The following is a 19773-nucleotide window of genomic DNA, read 5'->3' as shown; positions in this document are numbered from 1 at the left end:
TCCAGGTCAGCCGTGCAGGGTGACGGTGCGACTGTCCCAGTTGGGTGCCCACCACGGCTCGATCACACTGAGGACGACGGCGTGGTGTCCGGTATGGAAGCTCACATGCTCGGTTTCACCTGCCCGGCAGACGCGGGCGACGGCGTCGCCACCGGTTGTGAGGCCGGCGTGCAGCTCGACGGCCGACAACGTGACGCAGCCGCGGCTGTTGTAGGCATCCGTAATGTCACCTTCGACGTCGAATCCTCCGTGCAGAGCGCGGCTGACCCAGAGCGTCGCGTGCCCGGCCGTGGTGCCGTCACCGGTGCTCACGTCAAGATCGACCTGCTGCGGGCCGGCGGCGCGGGCTCCGTCGGCGATGGCCAGGAGCAGGGCGGCGGTCACGGCGGCGGTGACGAGTCGGGAACGCATGCCGGTCCAACCGATCCGGCCGTCGGGCCGTCACTGGTCGGACCGGACGTTCACCAGATCGTGCGGCGGCCCACCGGCGCGGCCGACGGAGTCGGGCCGGACCTGGGTCGCGCGGGTGGCCATGACGCCCGCTGCGTGGTCCGCTCGTCGCCGTCGTCTTCCTGGCTGGCCTCGCGGCCTGGCGTGCGTGTCGGCGATCGACGCCTTCGGCGCAGGCATCAGTCGATCAGCGGCGCGGCCGGTGCCGAGGGTTCGACGGATTCGCTGCGGGCCGTCCCACCGGTCTGCCCGCAGCCGATATCAGCGTGCGGCGGCCATGGTGGTGGTGACGGCGCGGGCGATGGCGGTGACCGCGCGGGCGGGGTCGGCGAGCTCGAGGAGTGTGGCTCCGGCGGGTGGGGTGGTGTGCTGGTGGAAGGTGATCCACAGTAGGGCGCAGCCAGCCGCACCCAGGTGCTTCATGCGTTGGGCGGCGCGGTCGGTCTCGTCGGGGAAGTAGCGGGCGTCGGAGACGATCACGAGGAGCCGTGCCGCGCCTGGCCGGGTGAGGTCGAGGCCGGCGGTGAGGGCGTCGATGGCTTCGGCCAGGCTGTGACCCGCGCCGGTGGCCCGGAACTCGGTGACGTGGGCAGGGGTGCGGCCGGGTGCGGTGACGGCGGTCAGGCCGAGGTCGTAGGCGACGGTGGCGGCGCGGGAGGCGGGGTCCGTCAGGGCGGTGGCCTTGGCGAGGATCCAGGTGGCGGAGGCGATCGGGGCGGTGGCGGCGCTCATGGACCCGGACACGTCGACGGCGATGCCGACGCGCAGCGGCGGGTTGGGGGTGTGGCGGCGCTGCGTGCTGACCCAGGGCTGGGCGGTGGGGGTGGCTCCTGCGGCGCGTTGGGCGTCGCGGGCGAGGGCGGCGCGCATGTTCAAACGTCCGGGTGGTGCCGCGCTGGTGGTGACGCTGTCGGTGCGGGCCCGGTAGGCCGCCTGCCGCAGCGCCCGGGCGAGGGTGGCGGCGGCCCGCTGCTCGGCGCTGGTCGGCGGCCTGCTGCCGGTGATGGGGGAGCGGGCCCGGAAGCCGCCGCCTGCCGCGCTGGCGGGCAGGTGGGGGCGGGCTCCGGGCGCGAAGACGGCCTTGGCGGTCGCAGTAGCGGCGCGCTGCCGACCTGCCTGCTCGGTCCTGGCCGCCGCGCGGGCGGCGCTCGCTGCCCGCACGGCGTGTTCGGCGGCGGCCTGCGCCCGCTGGTTGGCGGCGACCGCGCCGGTGACCTGGTCGACGGCCCGGGCCAGCGCGCCCCGACCGGCGGCGGAGCCGCCCGGGTCGCCGGTGGGCGGCGGGGCGGTGGGCGCGTTGTTCAGGGCGTCGCACCAGGCGCGGGCGTGGTCGAGCATCGTGTCCGCGTCGGCGTCGGCGGTGGCGTGGACGGCCTGCCAGATCCGGGTGAGCTCCGTCAGGAGGTCGGAGCCGAGGATCTGCTCGGCGAGCTGGGCGAGAGGCTGGGTTTCGTCGGGGTCGAGGATTCCGGCGTCGCGCCTTGCGAGGATCAGCGCGGCGGCTTGGGCGGTGTGCCAGACGGTGGTGGGGGTGTCGGCGGTGAGGTCATCCAGGATCAGTGTGCGGACGGTCGCGCGTAGGTAGCGGCGGTCGGTTGGCCGCCGCGCGAGGTGGGCGCGTTCGGCGCGGGACTCCTCCAGGAGCTGCGCGGCTTCGTCGAGTTCGGTGCCGAGGAGCGGGCGTGGGGTGGTCCAGCGGGAGTGGGCGGCGTGGGCGGCCTCGTGGACCAGCGCGCCCCACGCGACGGGGTAGCAGTCTTCTTCGCCGACCTGTTCGGGGCGGATCCGAGCGGGGTGGAGGGGCTTGAAGACGCTGGTGTCGATTTCGAGGGCCGCGAGGGTGGGATAGAAGGCGGCGGGGGCCCCGGAGCGGGTGCCGTCTTCGCAGGTGACGATGACGTCGTCGCGTCCGGCGAGCTCGGGCAGGCGGGCGGTGAGGGCGGCGGAGATCCGCAGCCAGTGGGCGTCCAGGTTCGCGGTGCGGCGGGAGGCGGGCGGTGGGGAGCCGCCGTCGTCATCCCAGCGGGAGAGATCGCCGTCGACGGCGAGGTGTGCGGGTGGGCTGGGATGGACGTGCCGGTGGCTGCTGGTCATGGCGGCAGGGGCTCCTTCAGAGAGGTGGTGATGGGGTGGTGGGAGGGTCAGAGTTGGGTGCCGAGGGTGAGAGCGGTGACGGGGCGTCCGATGGCTTTGGTGACGATCTCGGCGATGAGGTCGCGGTCTTCCAGGGGGGCGATGCCGACGAGGTTGGCGAAGGCGGCGTCGGGGCCGAGGACGTCGGAGATCTTCTGGAAGGCGATCAATTCGCGGAGTTGGGGTGCCCAGCCGAGGTCGCCTGCTTGTTGGCGGGTGGCGAGGTTGCGGGCGATCCGTACGGCGCGGGAGTCGATCTTCAGGGCACGGGCGAGGTCGTAGTCGGAGCCGACCTGGATCTGGACGCTGAAGCGGGAGGCGAGGGCCTCGGTCAGGACCGCGCCGTGGACGCCCGGGTTGTGGCCAGCGATCACGTAGAAGCCATCCGCTGCGGTGACGGTCTCGCCCTTGTGGGCTTTGACCTGGATCTGGCGGCGGCCGTCCATCGCGGGGTAGAGGGCCGCCAGGACCTTGGGGGAGATGAGGGTGGCGTCGTCGATGAGCAGGGCGCGGCCCTCAGTCATGGCGGTCACCAGTGGCCCGTACTGGAACTGGTAGCCGCCGTGGTCGTCCTGGGTGTATTCGCCGATCAGGTCGGCGACGGTGGTGTCGCCGTCGCCCGCGAGGGTGATCAGGTCGTCGAAGGTGGCCTCGATGAGGCTGGTCTTGCCGGTGCCGGGCGGCCCGTAGAGCAGGACCGGCACGCTGGCGGCGCGGAGCTTGCGCAGGGCTTCGACGTCGGGGAGTCCGGCGAGCGCGCGGGGGTGGTAGTGCTGGCCGTTGGGGCGCAGGACTGGCGCGGGCCTGGCAGGTGCCGCCGTGGGAGGGGCCGCTGGCGGTGTGGGCGTGGACGGTTGCGTGGGCGCGGCGGGGCTGGTGCCGGGCGGTGGCGTCTGGGTGGGGATGCGGGTGGCTGCGGTGTGGGTGGTGGGGGTGGCCTTGTAGCGGCGGGGGCGGGTGCTGGTTAGGGTGGCTTGGCCTCGGCTGGCGAGGGCCTGGCAGGCGTTGCCGACCGCGCCGCCGGAGTGCCCGAGCTGCTTGGCGATCTCGGTGACGGTCAGGCCGGGTCCGTTGTGCTGGTCGAGGAGGCGGGCGACGTCGGCGCGCAGTTGTCCGGGGCGGGCCTTCGGGGTGGTCGGGGCAGGCGGGGCAGGCGGGGTGGGGTTGGTCATGGCCAGGCGGTGCCTTTCACGAGCGAGGAGCGGGTGGGGGTGGGCCGCCCGGGCGGGCGGCCCCGTGTGGGTGAGGGGTGGTCAGGTGCGGCGGGCGAGGCGCTGGCGCAGGTGGCGGCCTGTCTGGTCGGGTTCGCGGAGCAGGCCGTCCGGGTGGGAGAAGGCGTCGGCGAATGCCGTGAGGTAGTGGGTGGGGGTCCGCGCGGTGAAGTGGGCGGTCCAGATGGCGTGTCCGTCCAGGCCCGGGCGTGCGGTGGCGGTCCAGGCGCGGTGGCCGGGCTCCAGGTCCGCGCGGGGCCGGTAGGACAGGCGGGCCTGGCCGTCTGGGGCGAAGGCGTCGCGCCCGTCCTCGCCGTCGCCGATCACCACCCAGCCGTGGGCGCTCACCGTGTGCCACACGGGGTCGGTGTCGCCGGGCCCGGACAGGAACCCAGGGATCTGGTGATCTGACGCGCCGTCGCCGGAGAGCGAGGTGCGCCAGTCGTGGGCGACCGCGTGGCCGAGTGCGGCGATCAGCTCGGCGGGGATGTGGTCGTCCGCGCGGAAAGCCCACTCCACGGGGTCGTGGCGGCTGTGCCGGGCCCAGGCGCGCCAGACCGTTCGCTCGGCGAGGCGACCCGACTCGGGCAGGAAACCGGCGTACAGGCGCTGGCAGGGGGAGAAGGTGTGGCAGTTGCCGGTGTCGTCGTCGAACCAGGACCAGCTCGGGCAGTCGAAGGCGTCGAGTGCGGTGTTGGGGTCGCCGGGCCCGGCCAGGTAGCGCGGGGTGACCATCGCCAGCGCGAGGTCGAGGGCGGGCTCGGGGTGGTGGGCGTCGGGTGTGGTGTTGGTGGTGTTCATGAGGTGGCTCCTCTGGTGGCGGGTCAGGCGGTCGGGCGCGGCAGGTCGGGGTGGACCGGGCAGGGGGCCCAGGTCGCGCGCTGGTCGGCAGGGGCGTCCCGGTCCAGGTCCGGGGCGATGCGGACGTCGATGTGGCAGGCGCGCAGCATCCGGGCGGCGTCGGTGGCCATGCGCTCCTGCGTCGCCTCGCCGAGGTCGTAGGGCAGGCGGTAGGAGGGCGCGTTGAAGAAGTGCTGGGGGATGAACCCCGCGCGCTCCAGCAGGAGGCTCACCAACGGGTCGTGGCCGTGGGCGGTGGTGCCGGTGAACTCGTGCCTGCAGATGTGGACGACGGGGTCGTCACGGCGCGCCAGGCGCATACCTGCGTCGCGGTTTACAGGGCTCATTTCCGTCTCCATCTTTCGAGTCCGGTTTAGGGCGCACCTCTCCCCGGGCGGAATTCTCCTGGGGAATTCGCGGCGATTATTTCTCTTTGCCGCCGCCCGGTCCTCCCGGGCACATTTCGAAGGTAGCTCGACCTCGGGCGACAAGTCGAGCCGGAATAGGGCTGGGAAATGCTGGAATTCTCGCGAATTCACGACGCTTTACGTCGAGTAATTCCGGGCGGACGATGCGAAGCGTCGCAGGAGCCCCGGCTTGCGACGCGATCACAGGCGGTACCGCCCGCAGTGCGGACAAGGGGCGCGCGCGGCAGGCCGGACGCCCCCGGCGCGCCACATCGCGCGCAAGCGCCCGGCGCGGGCACGCCGGCCGGCTGGTGCCGTGCCGCCGGCTAGCGCGGGAGCAGGAGGAGGGAGGGGGAGCTGCCCGGGAGCGGGAAGGAGCACGGTGAGGCGAGGAGAGGCACACCGGTTGGGGGCCGGCCGGGCCGCCACGCGCGAAGACCGGGGGTTATAGGCTCCCCGGGTATGGAGTCGGGGTGCCTCCGAGGCCGGAGGCTTGGCCAGTGGCCTGCAGTTTTTCGCCTCTGGGGGGTATCCCGTCTGTGATTGGACGGGGTCGGGGATACCCATGGTGGACGGGGATGATCGGACGGGGTGTGGGACTTGGCCGCTCGCGGATTCGGTTCAGCCGGAGGAGCGCTGCCGTGCCGAGGCGCTGGGCGCCGGGGGGCGCGAGCGCAGGAGGTCCTCGAAGGCGCGGCTGGTCGCCGGCGTCGGGTTCGTGTCGATCGCCTTCAGCGCCTGCGCCAGGAGATCCTTGGCGCGCCTGACCGCGGCGACGTTGCCGGTGCGCATGTGGAGTTGCGCTTGCTCCAGGTAGAGGGCCTCATCCGTGGGTGCGATGGTGATGGCCTGCTGGAGGTGGCTGAGGGCCTGGTCGATGCCCTCCGCGGTTCGGGCCAGTTCCGCGTGTACGGCGACAGCCTGGATGCGCGCGTGCTCGCGGTGGGCGTCGATCCAGCCGAAGGTGCCGCCCGCGCACAGCTCCCCCTTGTACAGGCGTACGGCCTCCTCGCGTGCCCGGCGACGCTGCTCGCGGTCAGTGGCCGTGTTCGCCCCGCGCAGGGCCTGGTGGAAATCGGCGAGGTCGGTGGCGAAGTGACGTGCGTCCAGGCGCCAGCGGCCGTTTCCGTCGCTGAGGATCAGCTGGGCACCCGGGCCGGCGCCGAGGGCTTCGCGCAGACGGTTGCGCGCGTTGCTGGAGGTCCGGTGGAAGGTCTCCTTGGCGCTGGTCGAGTCGCGCTCCGGCCACAGGTCCTGCCAGATGTTCTCGCCCAGGACTCCTTCGTCGTGGACGGCGAGGTAAGCGAGGATTTCGCCGATCTTGCCGCGTGACAGACCCGGGTGGACTTCGCCGTGGACGGTCACGCTGAACGTGCCGAACAGCCTGACCGCGACCGGCGTGCCGGCGGGTCCGGGCGGCTCAAGGACCTGGCAGGCGGTTTTCGGTTGAGCGGAGGGTCGGCTGCTTTCCGGTGCCGTGACGATAGGCACGCTGGGCGAGAGAATTCTCCGGTCGTCTCCGGCGGAATTCGGCGTGTCTTCGTTCGTCGAGGTCTCCGCTGAAGCGCTTTCCCTGACCCCAACGCCCTGCCCATCGGGCACAGCAATTGCTTCGCTTTCCCTGCCCGGTGGCGAGATGATTGATTCCGGTTCCGGGTCTGACTTGTCCGGGGTTCCGGCGCCCGATTCCTCGGAGATCTCTCGGGCATCGTGCAGGAGTCGCGTCACCACGTGGGCGTCTTCGACGCGCAGATGGAAGAAGCGCAGGCCGGTCGGGTCGCCGCCGTGCAGGCGTGCGGTGCCGTCGTGGTGAACCTCGACGGTGACGGCTTCGCCGATCGCGCAGTGGAGCAGGACGGCGGACATACCCACTTCGGCGCCTACTTCCAGCATGGCGAGCAGCCGGCGGTGCTGAGCGGGCGGAACCTGGCTGGTGATCAGATAGGTGGGCGGGAGCGGTTCGTCGGCCGGCAGCACCTCGTGGTCCCGGATGCGGCCCAGCAGGATCTCTTCGACGCGCCCCAGTGCGATGCCGATGTCCTGCGCGGCGTGGACGTGCCCCGGCAAGGTCTCGGGAGCAGCGCGGAGTCCGGCAAGTCGCTGGAGGTCGTCGACGGTGGTGATGACGCGCGCACCGGACTGCTCAGGCACGACGAGGACTTGGAGGAGAAGTGCTCGGACCGCGTCCTCGGCGCCGGGCCCGGTCAGGGTGAGGGCGTGCAGCGGCTGGGTGTTCAGCAGCTCGTCCAGGGTGAGCAGCTTCCCGGACTGGTCCGCGATGGGCAGGCCTGGTTCGGCCTCGCCTTCGGGTGTGAGTGGGCCCTGGCCTTGGAGGGTGCGCAGATCGGCGAGCAGAGGATGGTGCTCGGGGCGCTGCTGGACCTCTTTGAGAGTGGGCACAGGCACTCCGGCGGGCCTGTGGACGGGACGGCGGCGCATCACCTGCAGCGCGGTCACGCCGAGGGCGGCGGCCAGGGCGAGGGACAGGTATCCGGCGTCGCGCGGCAGCCGCACGCCCGCGGCGCGCTGGCCGACTGCGTGCGCGGACGCGGATGGGCCTGGCGGCTGCGCGGCCGCACCCGTCGCATTCGCGTCCTGGGTGTGGGAGCTGCCGGGTTCTGACGGGATGGAAGGCCGGGGCGTGGGGTGAGAGGCGGCATCGTGCTGGGCGGGGAGCTGGAGACTCCACCCTGGGTAGATGAGGTTCGGGTCCTGGAACGTGCGGCCATCTGTCTCGGTGTTGTGCTGATTAAGCGCGTAGATCTCCGGCCAGCGCAGGGGGTCACCCAAGTGTGACTGAGCCAGGTGCCAGAGTGTGTCACCCGGCCTCACGTTCACCGTGTCAGGGCTCGTGGCGTCCCGCGCGGGGGACAGCGGCGCCGTGGCAGCAGTCGGCGCAAGGCTGACCTGGCTGCCTTGGGCCGACGCGTCCATTGCCGGCATGCGCGTGGTGGTCAGCAGGGTGATGAGGATCCCGCCGATCAGCAGCGACCCGAGCGTGCGACGGGCCGTGATGAGCGCGATGCCCGTCGAGCCTCGTAGCGCGGAAAGGTGGCGCAGCGCCCAGAACACTTCAAGCAGGACGCTCGTGGCCAGCACAGCCCAGGTGATCCATCCGGCGAGCGCGAGCACGGCGAACAGCAGCCGGTCGTCGACCGGCTGCTCCGCCGTGGCGATGACCTCAGACGGGCTGGGCACATGATTCCAGAGCGCGGCGGACAGCTGCGGCGTGCCGATGAGAAGGCACGGCAAGGCCGTCAGCAGGCCGGCGACGAAGAACGCCTGGACAGCCGCGGACCGCGCTGAGGGCAGGCGTCCACCGTGGCGGACCGGTTGGCGTTGGGGGCGGCGGGTCGGCTGGTTCACGGTCCGCTCTGTTTCGCGTGCGCTGTCGTGCCGGCATGGACGGTGAGGCTGGTGATGCCGATCAGGGTCAGCAAGTGGGTGGGAACGGTTCGGGTGACGGAGACCGAGACGGTGTCCGTGCCGACGGTGACGATGCCGGGGACGCCGACCCGGTAGAGGTAGGCGCGGGCATCCTGGGCTGCGGCGTCGGGGCGCAGCCGCACGGTCCCGCTGGAGCGCAGAGCGCTGAGGTCCAGGGCCTGGGCACCGGCGCGGGCGGCATCCTGGGCTTCCCCCAGCGCCTGTACCTTCGTGGCCAGCGCCTGGCCGAGGTCGACCGTGATGCCAAGAAACAGCAACAGGCCGATCAGCACGACGACGGTGAACGCGGTCACCGAACCCTCATCTGCCACCGCCCCGCCCGACTCACGCCGGCGTCGCCGCGGCGGTACGAACCTGCGCCTCACCTAATGCCTCCCGTCCGCTACGTACTCGTAGGAGTCGACGGGCACCGAAGCCGTCGAACGAGACACATGACTGCCCGGCAGCGGAATCCCGAGGTCGGACAGCTCGGTGGTGCAGGCGACCGTGACCGTCACACTGCCGCCTGCCGTGAAGTGGCTCGTGTCGGCCGTGACGTCGAAACCCTGGCATGCCCGGCCGGTCTCGGCGAGAGCGGTACGCGCGGTCTGGTCGGCGACCTGCTGTGCTTTCCCCGGCAGCCGCAGCAGGGATGCCGCTCTTGCCGCCTGCTGAGCGGCGGAGTCCACGTCCAGTCGGGCGTTGACCAACCGCCCCAGCGCGACGGCGCAGAGCAGGAGCAACAGCATGACCGGCGCGACCAGGACGACCTCGACGCTGGCGGAGCCGCGGTCACGCATGCCGACGGAGGCTGGTCGGTGCTTGAGCACGGCAGATCCTCGAAGGGGGACGGTTGATTCGACAGCGGAGGTCACGGTGCCGAGGCCAGCGGCGCGACGCGTTCGACGGGACCGGCGGCGTGTGCGGTCACGGGCAAGTGCAGTCCCGGGAAGACGCTCAGGACTTGGCCCTGGACCACGGAGGTCACCTGGTCCGGTGTCCGGATCACCGTCAGTCGCGCGTTCTGCAGTACGTCGCCCCCGAGTTGGGTAAGCGCTTGTGCTCCCGCGCTGTGGCCGTCTGCCGCCGTGCCTGTCTCGGTTTGGGCCTGGGCGAGCGCGTTCGCGGCGGCGGCCTTGGCGATGTGCGATGCGTGTTCCAGGAGGGCAAATTGCACGATGCCCATGAGCAGCAGCATCAGCAGGACCATCGCGAGCGCGGTCTCGACCGTCGCCGAGCCCTCGTCCGTCACTTGCTTGTCGCGGCGGACCTGTGGCCGGCGTAGCGACTGTTCGCCGAGGCGAGTGTGCTTGATCACGGGGGTTCCTCGGTTCGCCGGGTTACAGGTTGATGCTGTTGACCTTGGCGATGACCTTCGCGCTGATCACGCCGATGACAGTGATGGCGAGGATGACCAGCAAGGCGGTCACGATGACGGCCTCGGTGCTGTAGCCGTCGTCGCCGAGATCCCTGAGACGGGCAGCGAGCACGCGGAGGCGGGCGGTGAGGCAGGCGAGTTCATGGTGCATGACGGTCCTGATTCTTCGAACGTGGTGGGCGGGGAAGGGAGTCCGGGCTCACAGCGACTGCATGGCATTGGCCAATGAGGGATAGGCGAGGATGCCGAGGAAGCCGGTCATCATGAGGGCGACCGGGATGGCCATCCGCTCAGTCGCGGAGGAGACCGCCGCTTCGGCGTCCGCGAGCAGGTGCGCGCGAAGCGAGGACGCCTTGGCCATGAGGGTGTTGCGGACACGGGCCCCCTCACCACCGGCGAGCGCGATCGAGCAGGCGAGCTCGTCCAGATCGGTGACACCGAGACGCAGGCCGAGGTCGCGGAGCCGGTCCCAGGGCGGGGTACGCGTGATCTCCGCCGCGCGCAGAACCAGACGGAAAGCGTCGAAGGCCTCACCTTCGCCCTCCATCGCGGCGTCCCGCAGAGCCTGCTCCACACCCGCGCCTCCGGACAGTGCGACGCCCGTCATGTCCAACCAGGCCGACAGAGCGTGGCGGACGGTGTGACGCCACTCGGCTGCGGTGGAGCGCAGCGCGAGGTCAGGGGCGAGGAAGCCTGCGGCTCCGAGCAGCACGGCAAGCCCCGCAGGTGCCGTCCAGCCCGGTTGGATGCCGAGGACGCTGATCGCGAGGCACAGCGGCCACGGGGTGACGAGCCCGAGCAGCGCGGCCAGGGCCTTCTCCGCCAGATGCCGCTCTGCCGGCTTGCCGAGCGCGGCAAGGTCGGCGCGCACCTTCGGTCCCGGCAGCCCGCAGGCCGAGAGGGCAGGAGCTAGTCTGGAGCCGAGCCGTCCGGCCCAGCCCTCCGCGATTCCCATGACCTGGGGAGACGCCACCGTGGCTTCACTGCTGGGCGCGGCGGGTGCTGGCGTGGTGAGGCGGGCGACCTCGACCGCGAGCCGAACGCGCTGCGGACGCAGAGCGGTCACCGCGGTCCAGACACCGCCTCCGACGGCCGCGGACAGAAAGAGAACGAGCAGCGTCATCACGCACCACCCGAGGACGGGGCCAGCAGGCCTGGGCGCGAGTTCAGCAGACGCGGGCCTTCGCGGAACCGAGCCAGGCGCCGGATCATCGCGAACCCTGCGGCGAAGACCAGCGCGATCCACAGCAGGACCAGCTGGCCCGCCGCAGTGCCGAAGGGAGACATGAACGACGCGTCCAGCAGCATCAGCGCGACCGGCATGCCCAGGGAGACCCCAGTGATCAACCGTTGCGCGGTGCGGACCCGCGCCTGCGACGTGTGCACCCGGATCCGTGCACGGGCCTGCTCGCGGGTGGTGTCGGCGAGTGCCGCGAGCAGCTCGGTGAGCCGACCGGACTGCCGGCGCGACGCCGTCAACAGCGCCACCACGACCAGGTCGGCCAGAGGGTCGGCGAGCTCATCGGCGAACACGCGCAAGGCGCTCGCCAGCGGCATGCCGCCGTCCATACGCTCCACCAGGGAGGCTACTTGTGGGCGGATCGCCGCCGGGGCCAGGGGACCGGTGGCGCGGATCGCCTGCGACAGCCCCGCAGCGGCGGAGAGGGTGTCCCGCAGCTGCTCCGTCCAACCGGCTACGGCCTCGACCTGCGCCAGGCGCTGCTGGTGCTCCCGATCCGGACCGAGCAGGCCGGGCAACGCCCACGCGGCCCACGCCGCGACCAGCCCAAGGACCGGCCATCCCGACACAGCCAGTACGCCGCACCCGGCGGCCGCAATCCCGAGGATCCGCGGGCCCACCGAGCGTTTCGTCACGGCGGGGCTGCGCCGACGAGCCCACTCCACAGCTTGTCGTGGATACAGGCTCGACACGCGAATGCCGGCCACACCGCAGTACACAGTGACCACGCCCACGCCCAGCAGCGCACCACAGCCTGCGGAGGCGAAAGTGTCCCAGGAGGACATCGTCATCGAAGTCGTCGTTCCTTCTTTGGTGTTGGTCAGTACCGGGTCAGCGGCTGTAGCTGGGCTGCAGCTGGCCGAGGAGTTCGCGCAAGTGCGGGGAGGGCGGGGCGGCGCGGCGGGCGCGCCGGTCCGGGCCCGGTTCCCACAGCTCGTTGGAGATGATCTGCACGCCGTCGGCGTCGATGATCTCCCGCACCGAGGACACAACCCGCCTGCCGTCCGTCGCTCGCGACAGCTGCACCACGACGTGCAGAGACGAGGCGATCAGCTGGTTGGTGGCCTCGACGGTCAGCTTCTCCGGCCCCTGCGCCGCGTAGGCGGCCAGCTTCATGAACGCTCCCCGTGATGTCGCCGCGTGGATCGAGGACATCGAACCCTCGTTGCCGACGGAGAACGCGTTCAGCATCGCGACCACCTCGGGTCCGCGGCATTCGCCGACGATGACCCGGTCCGGGCTCATCCGCAGCGACCAGCGCACCAGCTCCGCTTGCGTGATCTCGCCGACGCCCTCCAGGTTCGCCTCCCTGGCCTGCAACGGGACCACGTTGCGGTGGCGGCCGTTGCGGTGCAGGTTCAGCTCCAGGGTGTCCTCGATCGTGATGATCCGCTCGCTCGGGTCAGTCTCGTTCAGGCAGGCGGACATGACCGTGGTCTTGCCCACCCCCGGACCGCCGGCGAACAGGATGCTCAGCCGGGCGCGGACCATCAGCCGCAGCTCCTCGCTGAGTTCGCGGCTGAGCATGCCCGGGCCCACGAGATCGTCCAGCGTGGCCGTGCGCAGCCGGTGCCTGCGGATCGACAGCGTCGGGGTCCCGTGCGCGTCGAAGGCGGCGAACAGCCGGGATCCGTCCGGCAACTGCGCCGACAGGAACGGACTGGCGCGGTCGAACCGCCGCTCCTCGGCGCCGCACGACACCGCGACCTGCCGCACCATCTCCGTCAGCGCCTCAACGGAGTCGGCGACTTGGCGAGGTAAGCGTTCGCGACGGCCTCCGGCGTAGTGGACGAAGACGTGATCCAGGTCGTTGACGAGGATGTCCTCCACCCGGTCATCCGCGAGCAGGTCGCCGATGCTGCCCAGCACGGTCATGCCCGCGCGGACCTCGTCGCAGACCCTGGTCTCCGCTTCCTCGTCCAGTGGCGACTCGGCTCGCCGAAGTCGTGCGACCGCGTCCTGCCGCAGCTCCTGCTGCAGCAGTTGCTCGGCCAGCGCCCACCGGGCTTCCGAGGTCAGGCCGCGCGACCCGGCCTGCTGCTCCGCGGCCACGAGCTGGCGGCCGATCCGGGTGCGGAACTCGTTCGCGAGAGTCCTGACCGTCTCGTCCGTCACGGTCACGAGCTGCCCCGCAGAGCAAGCGGCCCGGCCGTCAGCGCTGCGGGCGTCTCAGCCTCGGCGGTGCCGAGCAGGCGTTCCAGCTGCCGGACCAGACCCGATGCTGCCGCGACGAGCGGATAATCCTGTCGCCGGGACCGTCCTGCGAGCCGTCCGCCCAACAGGGCACGGCGTGTCGGCAGGCCGCCGGCCCACTGGCCCCGGAGCACGGCGGCCGTGAACGGATCCCACGGCAGACGGACCACGCCGGCCGTTCCGAGCGCGCGCAGGATCTCCCGATCGCTCTCCGGACAGTCGCCCACCAGAGCCACCACCACAGGCAGCCCGCGCTCGGCTGCCCTCCTCGCGATCAGGGCCCCGTACAGCAGCGCGTGCCGATCGCCTCGCGTGACCAGGACCAGGGCGTCGCCGCACCCCCACACCCCGTGGGGCAACGGCACGGACGGGTCGATCCGGCCGATATCAACCAACCACGGCACCGGCCCGGTCTCCGCGGTCTCCCACAGCGGGGCCAGCTCCTCCAGGGCCGCCTTCGCCTGCCCAGGATGCAGCGGCGCCGTGACCACGGGCACGCCGCCCACCAGTTGGCCGGCGTACTCCAGCACCTTGCCGTGGACCAGGCCCTCCCGCCGCGCGACGCCCGCGACCGTCACCAGCCCGGCCTCACCACCGGGATTGATCACCTGCTGCAGCACTCCGCCGGCCGGATCCGCCTCCCACACCAGCGGCCGCCCCGCCCCCGACCGCCAAGCGGCCGACGTCGCGCCGACCACCGTCGTGACCCCCGGCGCCCCGGTCACCGCGCCGAACGCGACGATCCGCCGCACGTCCGGGCTCACTGTGCGGCTCCCGAGGCAGCACCGGTCAGCACCACCGCCGGAGCTGCCATCGACGCCAGCCGCAGCGCGTCCGCGTCACCCACGGAGACCGTCAGCACGACCGATCCCGCCCCGCTCGCCGTGTCCGCGGCAGGCTGGACCGACAGCACCGAAGCCGTCACCGCCTGACCCTCCGGACCGGACGCCGAACCGGATGATGGGGAACTGCTGCCGGTGTCCTCGATCCGGACCAAGTCACCCACAGTCAAGGCCGGGCAGTGACCCTCCTTGACCACCAGCGACACGCCGTCCTGCCCCGCCGTCAGCGCGGAGGAGTTGACCAACGCCGCCGTCAACAGCGTCCCCGCCGGCAACGACGCCGCCGCCCGGTGACCCACCACCAGCCCCGTCTGCGATGCCGTAAGCGCCGGGATTCCTGGGAGCGAGGAGGCGTCCACGACCCGCACGTCCGCTGGACCGATCACCTGCCCGAATGCGACCGGATGCGCCAGGGCGAGCACCTCGGTGCGCTGCTGCGTCGCCGACCACAATGCCAGCCCGGCTCCGGCTGCCACGACGACCGTCGCGACCCCGGCCGCTGCGCGCAGCAGCGAACGCCGCCGCTCCTGCCCGGCCTGCTCAAGCCCGCTCGCGGCCTGGAGCACCCAGTCATCGCTTTCAAACTGCGGCTTCTGCCGCTGCGCCACAAGGCGCATACCAACCTCCCGGCTCGGTACAAGGAAGAAGAAAATGAAGTGGAGGAGCTGAGCGGCTCAGTCAGCGCGTCTGGTTGCTGGTCACCAAGGAGTGGACCTCCTCCACCCGGACCGAGACTGTGCTCGTGGACGCCAGATCAGGGAACACGCCATGCTGGCCGCCGCCGGCCCAGTCCACGCGCCAGTGCATCCGGACGGTCACGGCGTAGGTGCCGCCGGGCTGATCGGCCGAGGGGCGCTCGAAGAGGTGCCCGCAGTCCGGCGACGATGCAGCAGGATCGCCACCTGGCCGCCAGGGTGTGCCAGGCCCGGCGCAGGTCAGCTGCGTCCCGTCGCCCAGAGCCCACTGCACGGACGAGGGCGTGGCCGTCGCGGTCACGCTCACCCCCGGGACCTGCGCGGTAGCCGTGACGGGACGCCACCGGCCAGGGATGATCCACATCCACGTCGGAACCCGCACCACCTGGAAGCCGGCCGGACTGAACGACACCACCGGAGAAGGCAGCACCAGTTTGCTCTCCGCCTGTTGCGCCACGGTCACCGGGCTCACGGCAGGGGCTGGCTGGCCTGCCGCTGCCCACAGGGGCAGGGCGGGACCGCCGAACTGACCCTGGTCGAAACCCTTCCCGCAGTCGAGGCGGTACCACTGCCCCCTCGACCCGTCGTCCGCCGTCGTGATCTCGCTTGCGGATACGTAGGTGCAGGGTGGTCGGGAGGCTGCATGTTCCACCGAGCCATGAGCGGAACCCTGTGAGGTGCCACTGACCGCTTCGACGGCGCAGCGGCTACCTTGGCATGCCGCCGTGGCCTTGCCCTGCATCCCTCCGTCGGCGACGGCTGACACCGCCAGTGAGCTGGCCAGTGCAGTCGATGCCAGGACGACGCTTGTACGTCTCAGCAAGAGCCGACCTCGCCAATCACCTGCTGGCTGACCAACCAGCGTTCCCAGTCTGTGTCGTACGAGACAACGGCCTCACTACGTCGCCATCCACCGGGGGTGGCGTTGGCCACCTTGCCTGTCGTCGCGACGTATTGCAGCCAGTTGCTGTCGCTGACGCAGTCCGCGATCTCAACCCGCGTCGGCTGGCCGGCAGGTGACACGGAGACAACTCGTGGCATGTCTTTCGTCGAGCCACGAAGTACCAGTCCGTCGCGCTTGTTCTTCGCCAGGGAAGTGGACCAGCTGGAGAGCACGCCCCCCGTCATGTACCGGCCCATTTCTGGGTTCTTCCAGTCCGACGTCGCGCCGAGCCGGACCAGGTCGTTCCACATCCCTTGGTAGGCGACGAGAGCCCCCTGCGCTGCAGCCCGCTGTGCGGGCGATCCCTTGTCCGAGGCCCAGGGCGACGGAAGTCCGACACCAGCAGATGACGGGGAAGAAATGGCGCCAGGTGAGGTCAGCCCAGTCTTGCTGGTTGACGCAGCGTCACTGGCGGTGCCTGGCTGCGATGACGTGGTGCATCCACCTAGCAGTGCCGTGGCCGATGCCGTGACCAGTGCAGAAAACAACACCCGCTGCCTGAGCTTTAGCTTCATCGGAGTACACCTCCCCAGGCACGCGGATCCCGTCCGCGCTCCGTTTGCGACTGTCTGTTACGAGCAGAGATGCCAGGATGCCCCCGATGTTTCCCGGCGTACACGCAAGTCACTCCTGAGTGGTACGAGTACGACTGAATTAACGCTCGTTTCAGGGAACTTCCACGTGAAATCACCGGAGCGGGTTGACGAGTGCGACCACCAGCGTCGCCCCGAACAGGAACGGCCCGAGCGGCACGCGTCGAACCCCTTCGCTGCGGCGGAGAGGCACGCGGCCGGCAACCGCTGCGCCCCCGAAGGCGAGCAGCGCGGCTTCAGCAAGCGCCCCCCAACTGACGGAGCCAAGCAAAGGACCGAGAAGTCCGGCGCTGACCTTCACATCGCCCCAACCTAGGCCGCCTCGCGAAACAATCGAGAGACTGGCCAGAACCGCCCCGGACACCACGCCAGCAGCGAGCGCACGGGCAATCACAGCTGGATTTCCGTGGGCAGGCGCTGATGCGGCGATGAGTGCCAGGGCAACCGGCGTCGCAGGCAGAACAATCGCATCTGGCAGACGCAGCAGCACCACGTCGAGCACGCAGAGAACTGGCCCAACCACCACCAGAACGAACCAGTAGGCCGGAGCATCGGTCGGCGCTGGAAGCCGCTCGCCCAACATGGCGGCGCTCGCGCCCGCCGCAACCACGACGACAGGCCACCGCCACTTCAGCACCGCGAGCCCTTCGTCGCGTCCGACGTTTCGGGATGCCGCCTCGATGCTCGCGGAAGTCTCTTCGAGAGACCCCTGGCCCTTATTGCGCTGGTCAGGGTGTCGTGGTGCTCCGCCCAGCCTGGTCCGGAGGTCCGAGGTGTTCATGTTTGTCCTGCTCATCATGCTCGAGATGTTGCCGCTCAGTCCGTTTAACCTCAGGCTCGTCGCACACGACACGCGCGCGTACCTTCGCCCCGGTGGCGGACGTCACCGACGCCAAGGCCGACGCACGAGTCGCTCGGTCGTCTGGAGCGCGGCGTGAACGCACAGCCGGGTGCCGCGTGTGTGACCGTCCTGCAATGGAGCACCGAGACCGAACATCCGACCCGCCTTGCACGCTTGATGTTGCGCCCAGAGCTGCTTCGGCTGGACCTCGATGACGATCTCGTGGACAACGTGCTCCTGGCCGCATCCGAACTCGTAGCCAATGCCACCGAGCACGCGGCCGGCCCCTATGCGCTCAGGTTGGTGAGCAACGGCACCGAGCATGTCCTCGAGTGCGACGACGGCAGCCGAGAGTTTCCGCCGTCAGCTCTGTGGCCGCCCGGCGACCAACCCGGGAGGACCGGCCTGGCGGACTGGGTAACGGGGCCGATGGGTGAGCGCGGCCGTGGGCTGAGCTTGCTCAGCTGCCTGTTTTCCGGCTGCCTGTCGGCCCGGCGGACCGCTCTAGGAAAGACTGTCTTTGTCGCTTTCGGGTGCGGGAGCCCGCGCTGAGGCGCGCCTTCCCAGGGATGTCGCGTAATCGATCTTGAGGGTGGGAAGCTCCGGTGGCGTGGCATGGCGATTACCTTTGGCGCACTCGCACGCTCTTGACGTTGCGTCGGCTCGCGCACGACGGTGTCCAGGACCGATCAGCGACGTTGATGCAGGAGGGGACCATGAGGTTACAGTTCATCGCAATCGACCCGGCCACGGAGACCGGCGACTCGCCCACCATCTGGCTGGACCAGGAGAAGCAGGAATTCGTGATTCAGGGTTGGAAGGCCGACGCCGATCTGCGCGCCCAGGTGACCGCGACGCCGGCACCGAACCACACCCCTGGTATCCCCGAGCACGAGGACATTGTCCGGCTCCCGTTCCGCATGGCCAACGCACTCAGGAAGGCGCTCGATGCAGCCGACGAGCTTGGATGACCTGTTCGCGACCTGCCGGCGCAGCGCCGTTCACCTGGAGATCCGCGACTCCTACGGCGTCGAGCACGAGTCCGGGGCACTGCAGCAGTGGATTGCCACAGGCACGCGGGACAACCTTGACCCTGACGGCGACTACTGGCGTCCCTGGGCCACCACCGTCCGTGACGCGGTCGCCCGCGGCGTCGTCGTGCGGCGGGCCCGGATCGTGTCGACACCCGTCTCGGCGTACATCGCTTACGAGCACGCGGGCACGGTGGTGAACCTGGCGATCGGCGAGCTGGTCCGCTGGCTGCCCCGCGAACAGGCCCTCGACGTGGCCGTGCCTTGCAACGACTTCTGGTGCTTCGACGAGGGGATAGTCCGCTTCGGCCTGTTCGCCGGTAACGGCGCGCTGGTCCGCCACGAACTCACGGCTGACCCCGCGGCCGCGAAGCTGTGTACGGACTCGTTCGAGACGGTGTGGGAGCGTGCGACCCCGCACGAGGACTTCCGGATCGACTGACGCGCACCGATGGCCACCTCGCCCCTCAGCACCGCGCAGGCAGCCCGCGAATCGATCGCCCGCCGCCTGCGCGAGCTGCGCCTCGACGCCGGTCTCACCGCCGACGGGCTGTCGAAGCGCTGCGGCTGGCACCCCGCGAAGACCAGCCGGATCGAACACGCCAAGGCCGTACCCACCGACGCGGACATCCGCGCCTGGTGCGACACGTGCGAGCAGTCGGCCCAGGCCGCGGACCTGATCAGGGCGACCCGCACCGCGGATGACCTGTACGTGCAGTGGACGAGGAAGCACCGCTCTGGGCTCCGGCAGACCCAGGAGGAGCTGCTGCCGCTGCACGAGCGCACCCGGGTCCAGCGCGTCTACGGGTCGAAGGTGGTGAGCGGGTTCCTGCAGACGCCGAGCTACGCCACAGCGCTCCTCGACGCGATCACCCGCTTCCAGGGGACGCCCAACGATGTGCCGGCGGCCGTCGAGGCGCGCATGAAGCGGCAGCGTGCCCTGTTCGAAGGCGACCACCGCTTCGTGGTGCTGCTCGAGGAGTCGGTGCTCCGCTATCGGGTCGGCGGCTGTGGGGTGATGGCTGGCCAGCTCGGGCATCTGCTCGACGTGATGGGGCTGCCGTCCCTCGCGCTCGGGGTGATCCCGTTCTCGGCGGACCGCCACGACATGTGGCCGCTGGAGCCGTTCTACGCCTACGACGAGGAGGCGGTGATCGTGGAGACGCTGACGGCGGAGATCCGGATCACGGAGGCGGCCGAGATCGCTACCTATCTGCGTGCGTTTCGGGCGCTGGGGCAGCTGGCGGTATATGGCCCGCGCGCACGAGCGCTGGTCGAGGCGGCCGTCGACGTGCTCGGGTGAGCGCCGCGCAAGAAGTCGCAAGACCGTGGAGCCAGTGGATGGGCTCTTCCTACCGTCGATGACATGGCTCTTGCACCCTCCACTGCGGCCGATACGTCGTCCCGCCCCGTCTACTCCGACCCGCTGCCGCGGGCGTACTCGACGCCGGAGTGTCGCACGGGCGGTACCCGCTGGCCAGACCTCCACCGGCTGTGCCGCGCGCCCGGATACCAGGACCGGCTCCTCGGCTGGGTACGCGTGCCGTGCG

At 70.7% G+C, this 19773-nt stretch carries 22 protein-coding genes; 4 read left to right on the top strand and 18 right to left on the bottom strand.

Annotation, left to right across the window (positions count from 1 at the left end; all coding sequences use genetic code 11):
* Positions 1-6 precede the first annotated feature (6 nt).
* The 18 genes from BS83_RS31110 to BS83_RS44410 form a co-directional block, all read right to left on the bottom strand.
* Positions 7-384 carry a hypothetical protein gene (locus BS83_RS31110; RefSeq protein ID WP_157597381.1) on the bottom strand — a complete coding sequence of 126 codons (378 nt, stop codon included), beginning with the start codon at positions 382-384 and terminating at the stop codon, positions 7-9.
* 327 nt (positions 385-711) lie between these two features.
* On the bottom strand, positions 712-2544 hold the full coding sequence (locus tag BS83_RS31105) for a vWA domain-containing protein (RefSeq protein ID WP_037606746.1): 1833 nt from the start codon (positions 2542-2544) through the stop codon (positions 712-714).
* Between the two features lie 47 nt (positions 2545-2591).
* On the bottom strand, positions 2592-3755 hold the full coding sequence (locus BS83_RS31100; RefSeq protein ID WP_037606745.1) for an AAA family ATPase: 1164 nt from the start codon (positions 3753-3755) through the stop codon (positions 2592-2594).
* Between the two features lie 81 nt (positions 3756-3836).
* On the bottom strand, positions 3837-4595 hold the full coding sequence (locus BS83_RS31095) for a DUF317 domain-containing protein (protein WP_037606744.1): 759 nt from the start codon (positions 4593-4595) through the stop codon (positions 3837-3839).
* A gap of 23 nt (positions 4596-4618) precedes the next feature.
* Positions 4619-4981 (bottom strand): hypothetical protein, encoded by a 363-nt coding sequence (locus BS83_RS31090; RefSeq protein WP_157597380.1) that lies wholly within the window; start codon positions 4979-4981, stop codon positions 4619-4621.
* Between the two features lie 681 nt (positions 4982-5662).
* Positions 5663-8407 carry a BTAD domain-containing putative transcriptional regulator gene (locus BS83_RS44420; protein ID WP_084714405.1) on the bottom strand — a complete coding sequence of 915 codons (2745 nt, stop codon included), beginning with the start codon at positions 8405-8407 and terminating at the stop codon, positions 5663-5665.
* A complete protein-coding gene (locus BS83_RS31065; RefSeq protein WP_037606738.1) occupies positions 8404-8781 on the bottom strand; it encodes a hypothetical protein in 378 nt (125 codons plus the stop codon). The genes BS83_RS44420 and BS83_RS31065 overlap by 4 nt, the downstream gene beginning before the upstream one ends.
* Positions 8782-8853: 72 nt before the next feature.
* Complete coding sequence (locus BS83_RS31060) at positions 8854-9297, bottom strand: TadE/TadG family type IV pilus assembly protein (RefSeq protein ID WP_037606737.1); 444 nt, start codon at positions 9295-9297, stop codon at positions 8854-8856.
* A 41-nt stretch (positions 9298-9338) separates the two neighbouring features.
* Positions 9339-9785 carry a TadE/TadG family type IV pilus assembly protein gene (locus BS83_RS31055; protein WP_051944378.1) on the bottom strand — a complete coding sequence of 149 codons (447 nt, stop codon included), beginning with the start codon at positions 9783-9785 and terminating at the stop codon, positions 9339-9341.
* A 22-nt stretch (positions 9786-9807) separates the two neighbouring features.
* Positions 9808-9996, bottom strand: a complete 189-nt coding sequence (locus BS83_RS31050; protein ID WP_037606736.1) for a hypothetical protein — start codon at positions 9994-9996, stop codon at positions 9808-9810.
* 48 nt (positions 9997-10044) lie between these two features.
* Entirely contained in the window at positions 10045-10968 is a 924-nt protein-coding gene (locus BS83_RS31045) for a type II secretion system F family protein (protein WP_037606735.1), read from the bottom strand.
* Positions 10968-11876 (bottom strand): type II secretion system F family protein, encoded by a 909-nt coding sequence (locus tag BS83_RS31040; protein WP_051944377.1) that lies wholly within the window; start codon positions 11874-11876, stop codon positions 10968-10970. The genes BS83_RS31045 and BS83_RS31040 overlap by 1 nt, the downstream gene beginning before the upstream one ends.
* A 40-nt stretch (positions 11877-11916) precedes the next feature.
* Positions 11917-13206, bottom strand: coding sequence for a CpaF family protein (locus BS83_RS31035; protein WP_037606734.1), 1290 nt, complete (start codon positions 13204-13206; stop codon positions 11917-11919).
* Positions 13203-14042 carry a hypothetical protein gene (locus BS83_RS45860; protein ID WP_037606732.1) on the bottom strand — a complete coding sequence of 280 codons (840 nt, stop codon included), beginning with the start codon at positions 14040-14042 and terminating at the stop codon, positions 13203-13205. Before BS83_RS45860 ends, BS83_RS31035 begins: the two co-directional genes overlap by 4 nt.
* Complete coding sequence (locus tag BS83_RS42375; protein ID WP_051944376.1) at positions 14039-14737, bottom strand: SAF domain-containing protein; 699 nt, start codon at positions 14735-14737, stop codon at positions 14039-14041. The genes BS83_RS45860 and BS83_RS42375 overlap by 4 nt, the downstream gene beginning before the upstream one ends.
* Positions 14738-14798: 61 nt before the next feature.
* Positions 14799-15278: a hypothetical protein gene (locus tag BS83_RS31020; RefSeq protein WP_051944375.1), complete on the bottom strand. Its 480-nt coding sequence runs from the start codon at positions 15276-15278 to the stop codon at positions 14799-14801.
* Between the two features lie 353 nt (positions 15279-15631).
* The gene (locus BS83_RS45855; RefSeq protein ID WP_157597378.1) at positions 15632-16273 is read right to left on the bottom strand and encodes a hypothetical protein; all 642 of its coding nucleotides are present in this window, start codon (positions 16271-16273) and stop codon (positions 15632-15634) included.
* Between the two features lie 172 nt (positions 16274-16445).
* Positions 16446-17150: a prepilin peptidase gene (locus BS83_RS44410; protein WP_157597377.1), complete on the bottom strand. Its 705-nt coding sequence runs from the start codon at positions 17148-17150 to the stop codon at positions 16446-16448.
* Between the two features lie 135 nt (positions 17151-17285).
* On the opposite strand from BS83_RS44410, the gene BS83_RS42370 reads away from it, so the two are divergent.
* From BS83_RS42370 to BS83_RS30995, 4 genes are all read left to right on the top strand, one after another.
* Complete coding sequence (locus tag BS83_RS42370) at positions 17286-17744, top strand: ATP-binding protein (RefSeq protein ID WP_157597376.1); 459 nt, start codon at positions 17286-17288, stop codon at positions 17742-17744.
* A 164-nt stretch (positions 17745-17908) separates the two neighbouring features.
* A complete protein-coding gene (locus tag BS83_RS31005; RefSeq protein ID WP_037610208.1) occupies positions 17909-18163 on the top strand; it encodes a hypothetical protein in 255 nt (84 codons plus the stop codon).
* Complete coding sequence (locus BS83_RS31000) at positions 18141-18665, top strand: DUF6879 family protein (protein ID WP_037606729.1); 525 nt, start codon at positions 18141-18143, stop codon at positions 18663-18665. Before BS83_RS31005 ends, BS83_RS31000 begins: the two co-directional genes overlap by 23 nt.
* A gap of 9 nt (positions 18666-18674) precedes the next feature.
* Positions 18675-19526 carry a helix-turn-helix domain-containing protein gene (locus BS83_RS30995; protein WP_037606728.1) on the top strand — a complete coding sequence of 284 codons (852 nt, stop codon included), beginning with the start codon at positions 18675-18677 and terminating at the stop codon, positions 19524-19526.
* Positions 19527-19773: the final 247 nt, after the last annotated feature.

This window comes from Streptacidiphilus rugosus AM-16 (assembly GCF_000744655.1).
Taxonomy (GTDB): Bacteria; Actinomycetota; Actinomycetes; order Streptomycetales; family Streptomycetaceae; genus Streptacidiphilus; species Streptacidiphilus rugosus.
Note: the sequence above shows the minus strand (reverse complement) of the source record. Positions and strands in the feature narration are given on the sequence as shown.

Excerpts from the sequence above, each read along its gene's own strand:
- BS83_RS31105 (WP_037606746.1), bottom strand. The coding sequence starts at position 2,544 with ATGACCAGCAGCCACCGGCACGTCCATCCCAGCCCACCCGCACACCTC.
- BS83_RS31100 (WP_037606745.1), bottom strand. The coding sequence starts at position 3,755 with ATGACCAACCCCACCCCGCCTGCCCCGCCTGCCCCGACCACCCCGAAG.
- BS83_RS31095 (WP_037606744.1), bottom strand. The coding sequence starts at position 4,595 with ATGAACACCACCAACACCACACCCGACGCCCACCACCCCGAGCCCGCC.
- BS83_RS31090 (WP_157597380.1), bottom strand. The coding sequence starts at position 4,981 with ATGAGCCCTGTAAACCGCGACGCAGGTATGCGCCTGGCGCGCCGTGAC.
- BS83_RS31050 (WP_037606736.1), bottom strand. The coding sequence starts at position 9,996 with ATGCACCATGAACTCGCCTGCCTCACCGCCCGCCTCCGCGTGCTCGCT.
- BS83_RS31045 (WP_037606735.1), bottom strand. The coding sequence starts at position 10,968 with ATGACGCTGCTCGTTCTCTTTCTGTCCGCGGCCGTCGGAGGCGGTGTC.
- BS83_RS31040 (WP_051944377.1), bottom strand. The coding sequence starts at position 11,876 with ATGACGATGTCCTCCTGGGACACTTTCGCCTCCGCAGGCTGTGGTGCG.
- BS83_RS42375 (WP_051944376.1), bottom strand. The coding sequence starts at position 14,737 with ATGCGCCTTGTGGCGCAGCGGCAGAAGCCGCAGTTTGAAAGCGATGAC.
- BS83_RS45855 (WP_157597378.1), bottom strand. The coding sequence starts at position 16,273 with ATGAAGCTAAAGCTCAGGCAGCGGGTGTTGTTTTCTGCACTGGTCACG.
- BS83_RS44410 (WP_157597377.1), bottom strand. The coding sequence starts at position 17,150 with ATGATGAGCAGGACAAACATGAACACCTCGGACCTCCGGACCAGGCTG.
- BS83_RS31005 (WP_037610208.1), top strand. The coding sequence starts at position 17,909 with ATGAGGTTACAGTTCATCGCAATCGACCCGGCCACGGAGACCGGCGAC.
- BS83_RS31000 (WP_037606729.1), top strand. The coding sequence starts at position 18,141 with ATGCAGCCGACGAGCTTGGATGACCTGTTCGCGACCTGCCGGCGCAGC.
- BS83_RS30995 (WP_037606728.1), top strand. The coding sequence starts at position 18,675 with ATGGCCACCTCGCCCCTCAGCACCGCGCAGGCAGCCCGCGAATCGATC.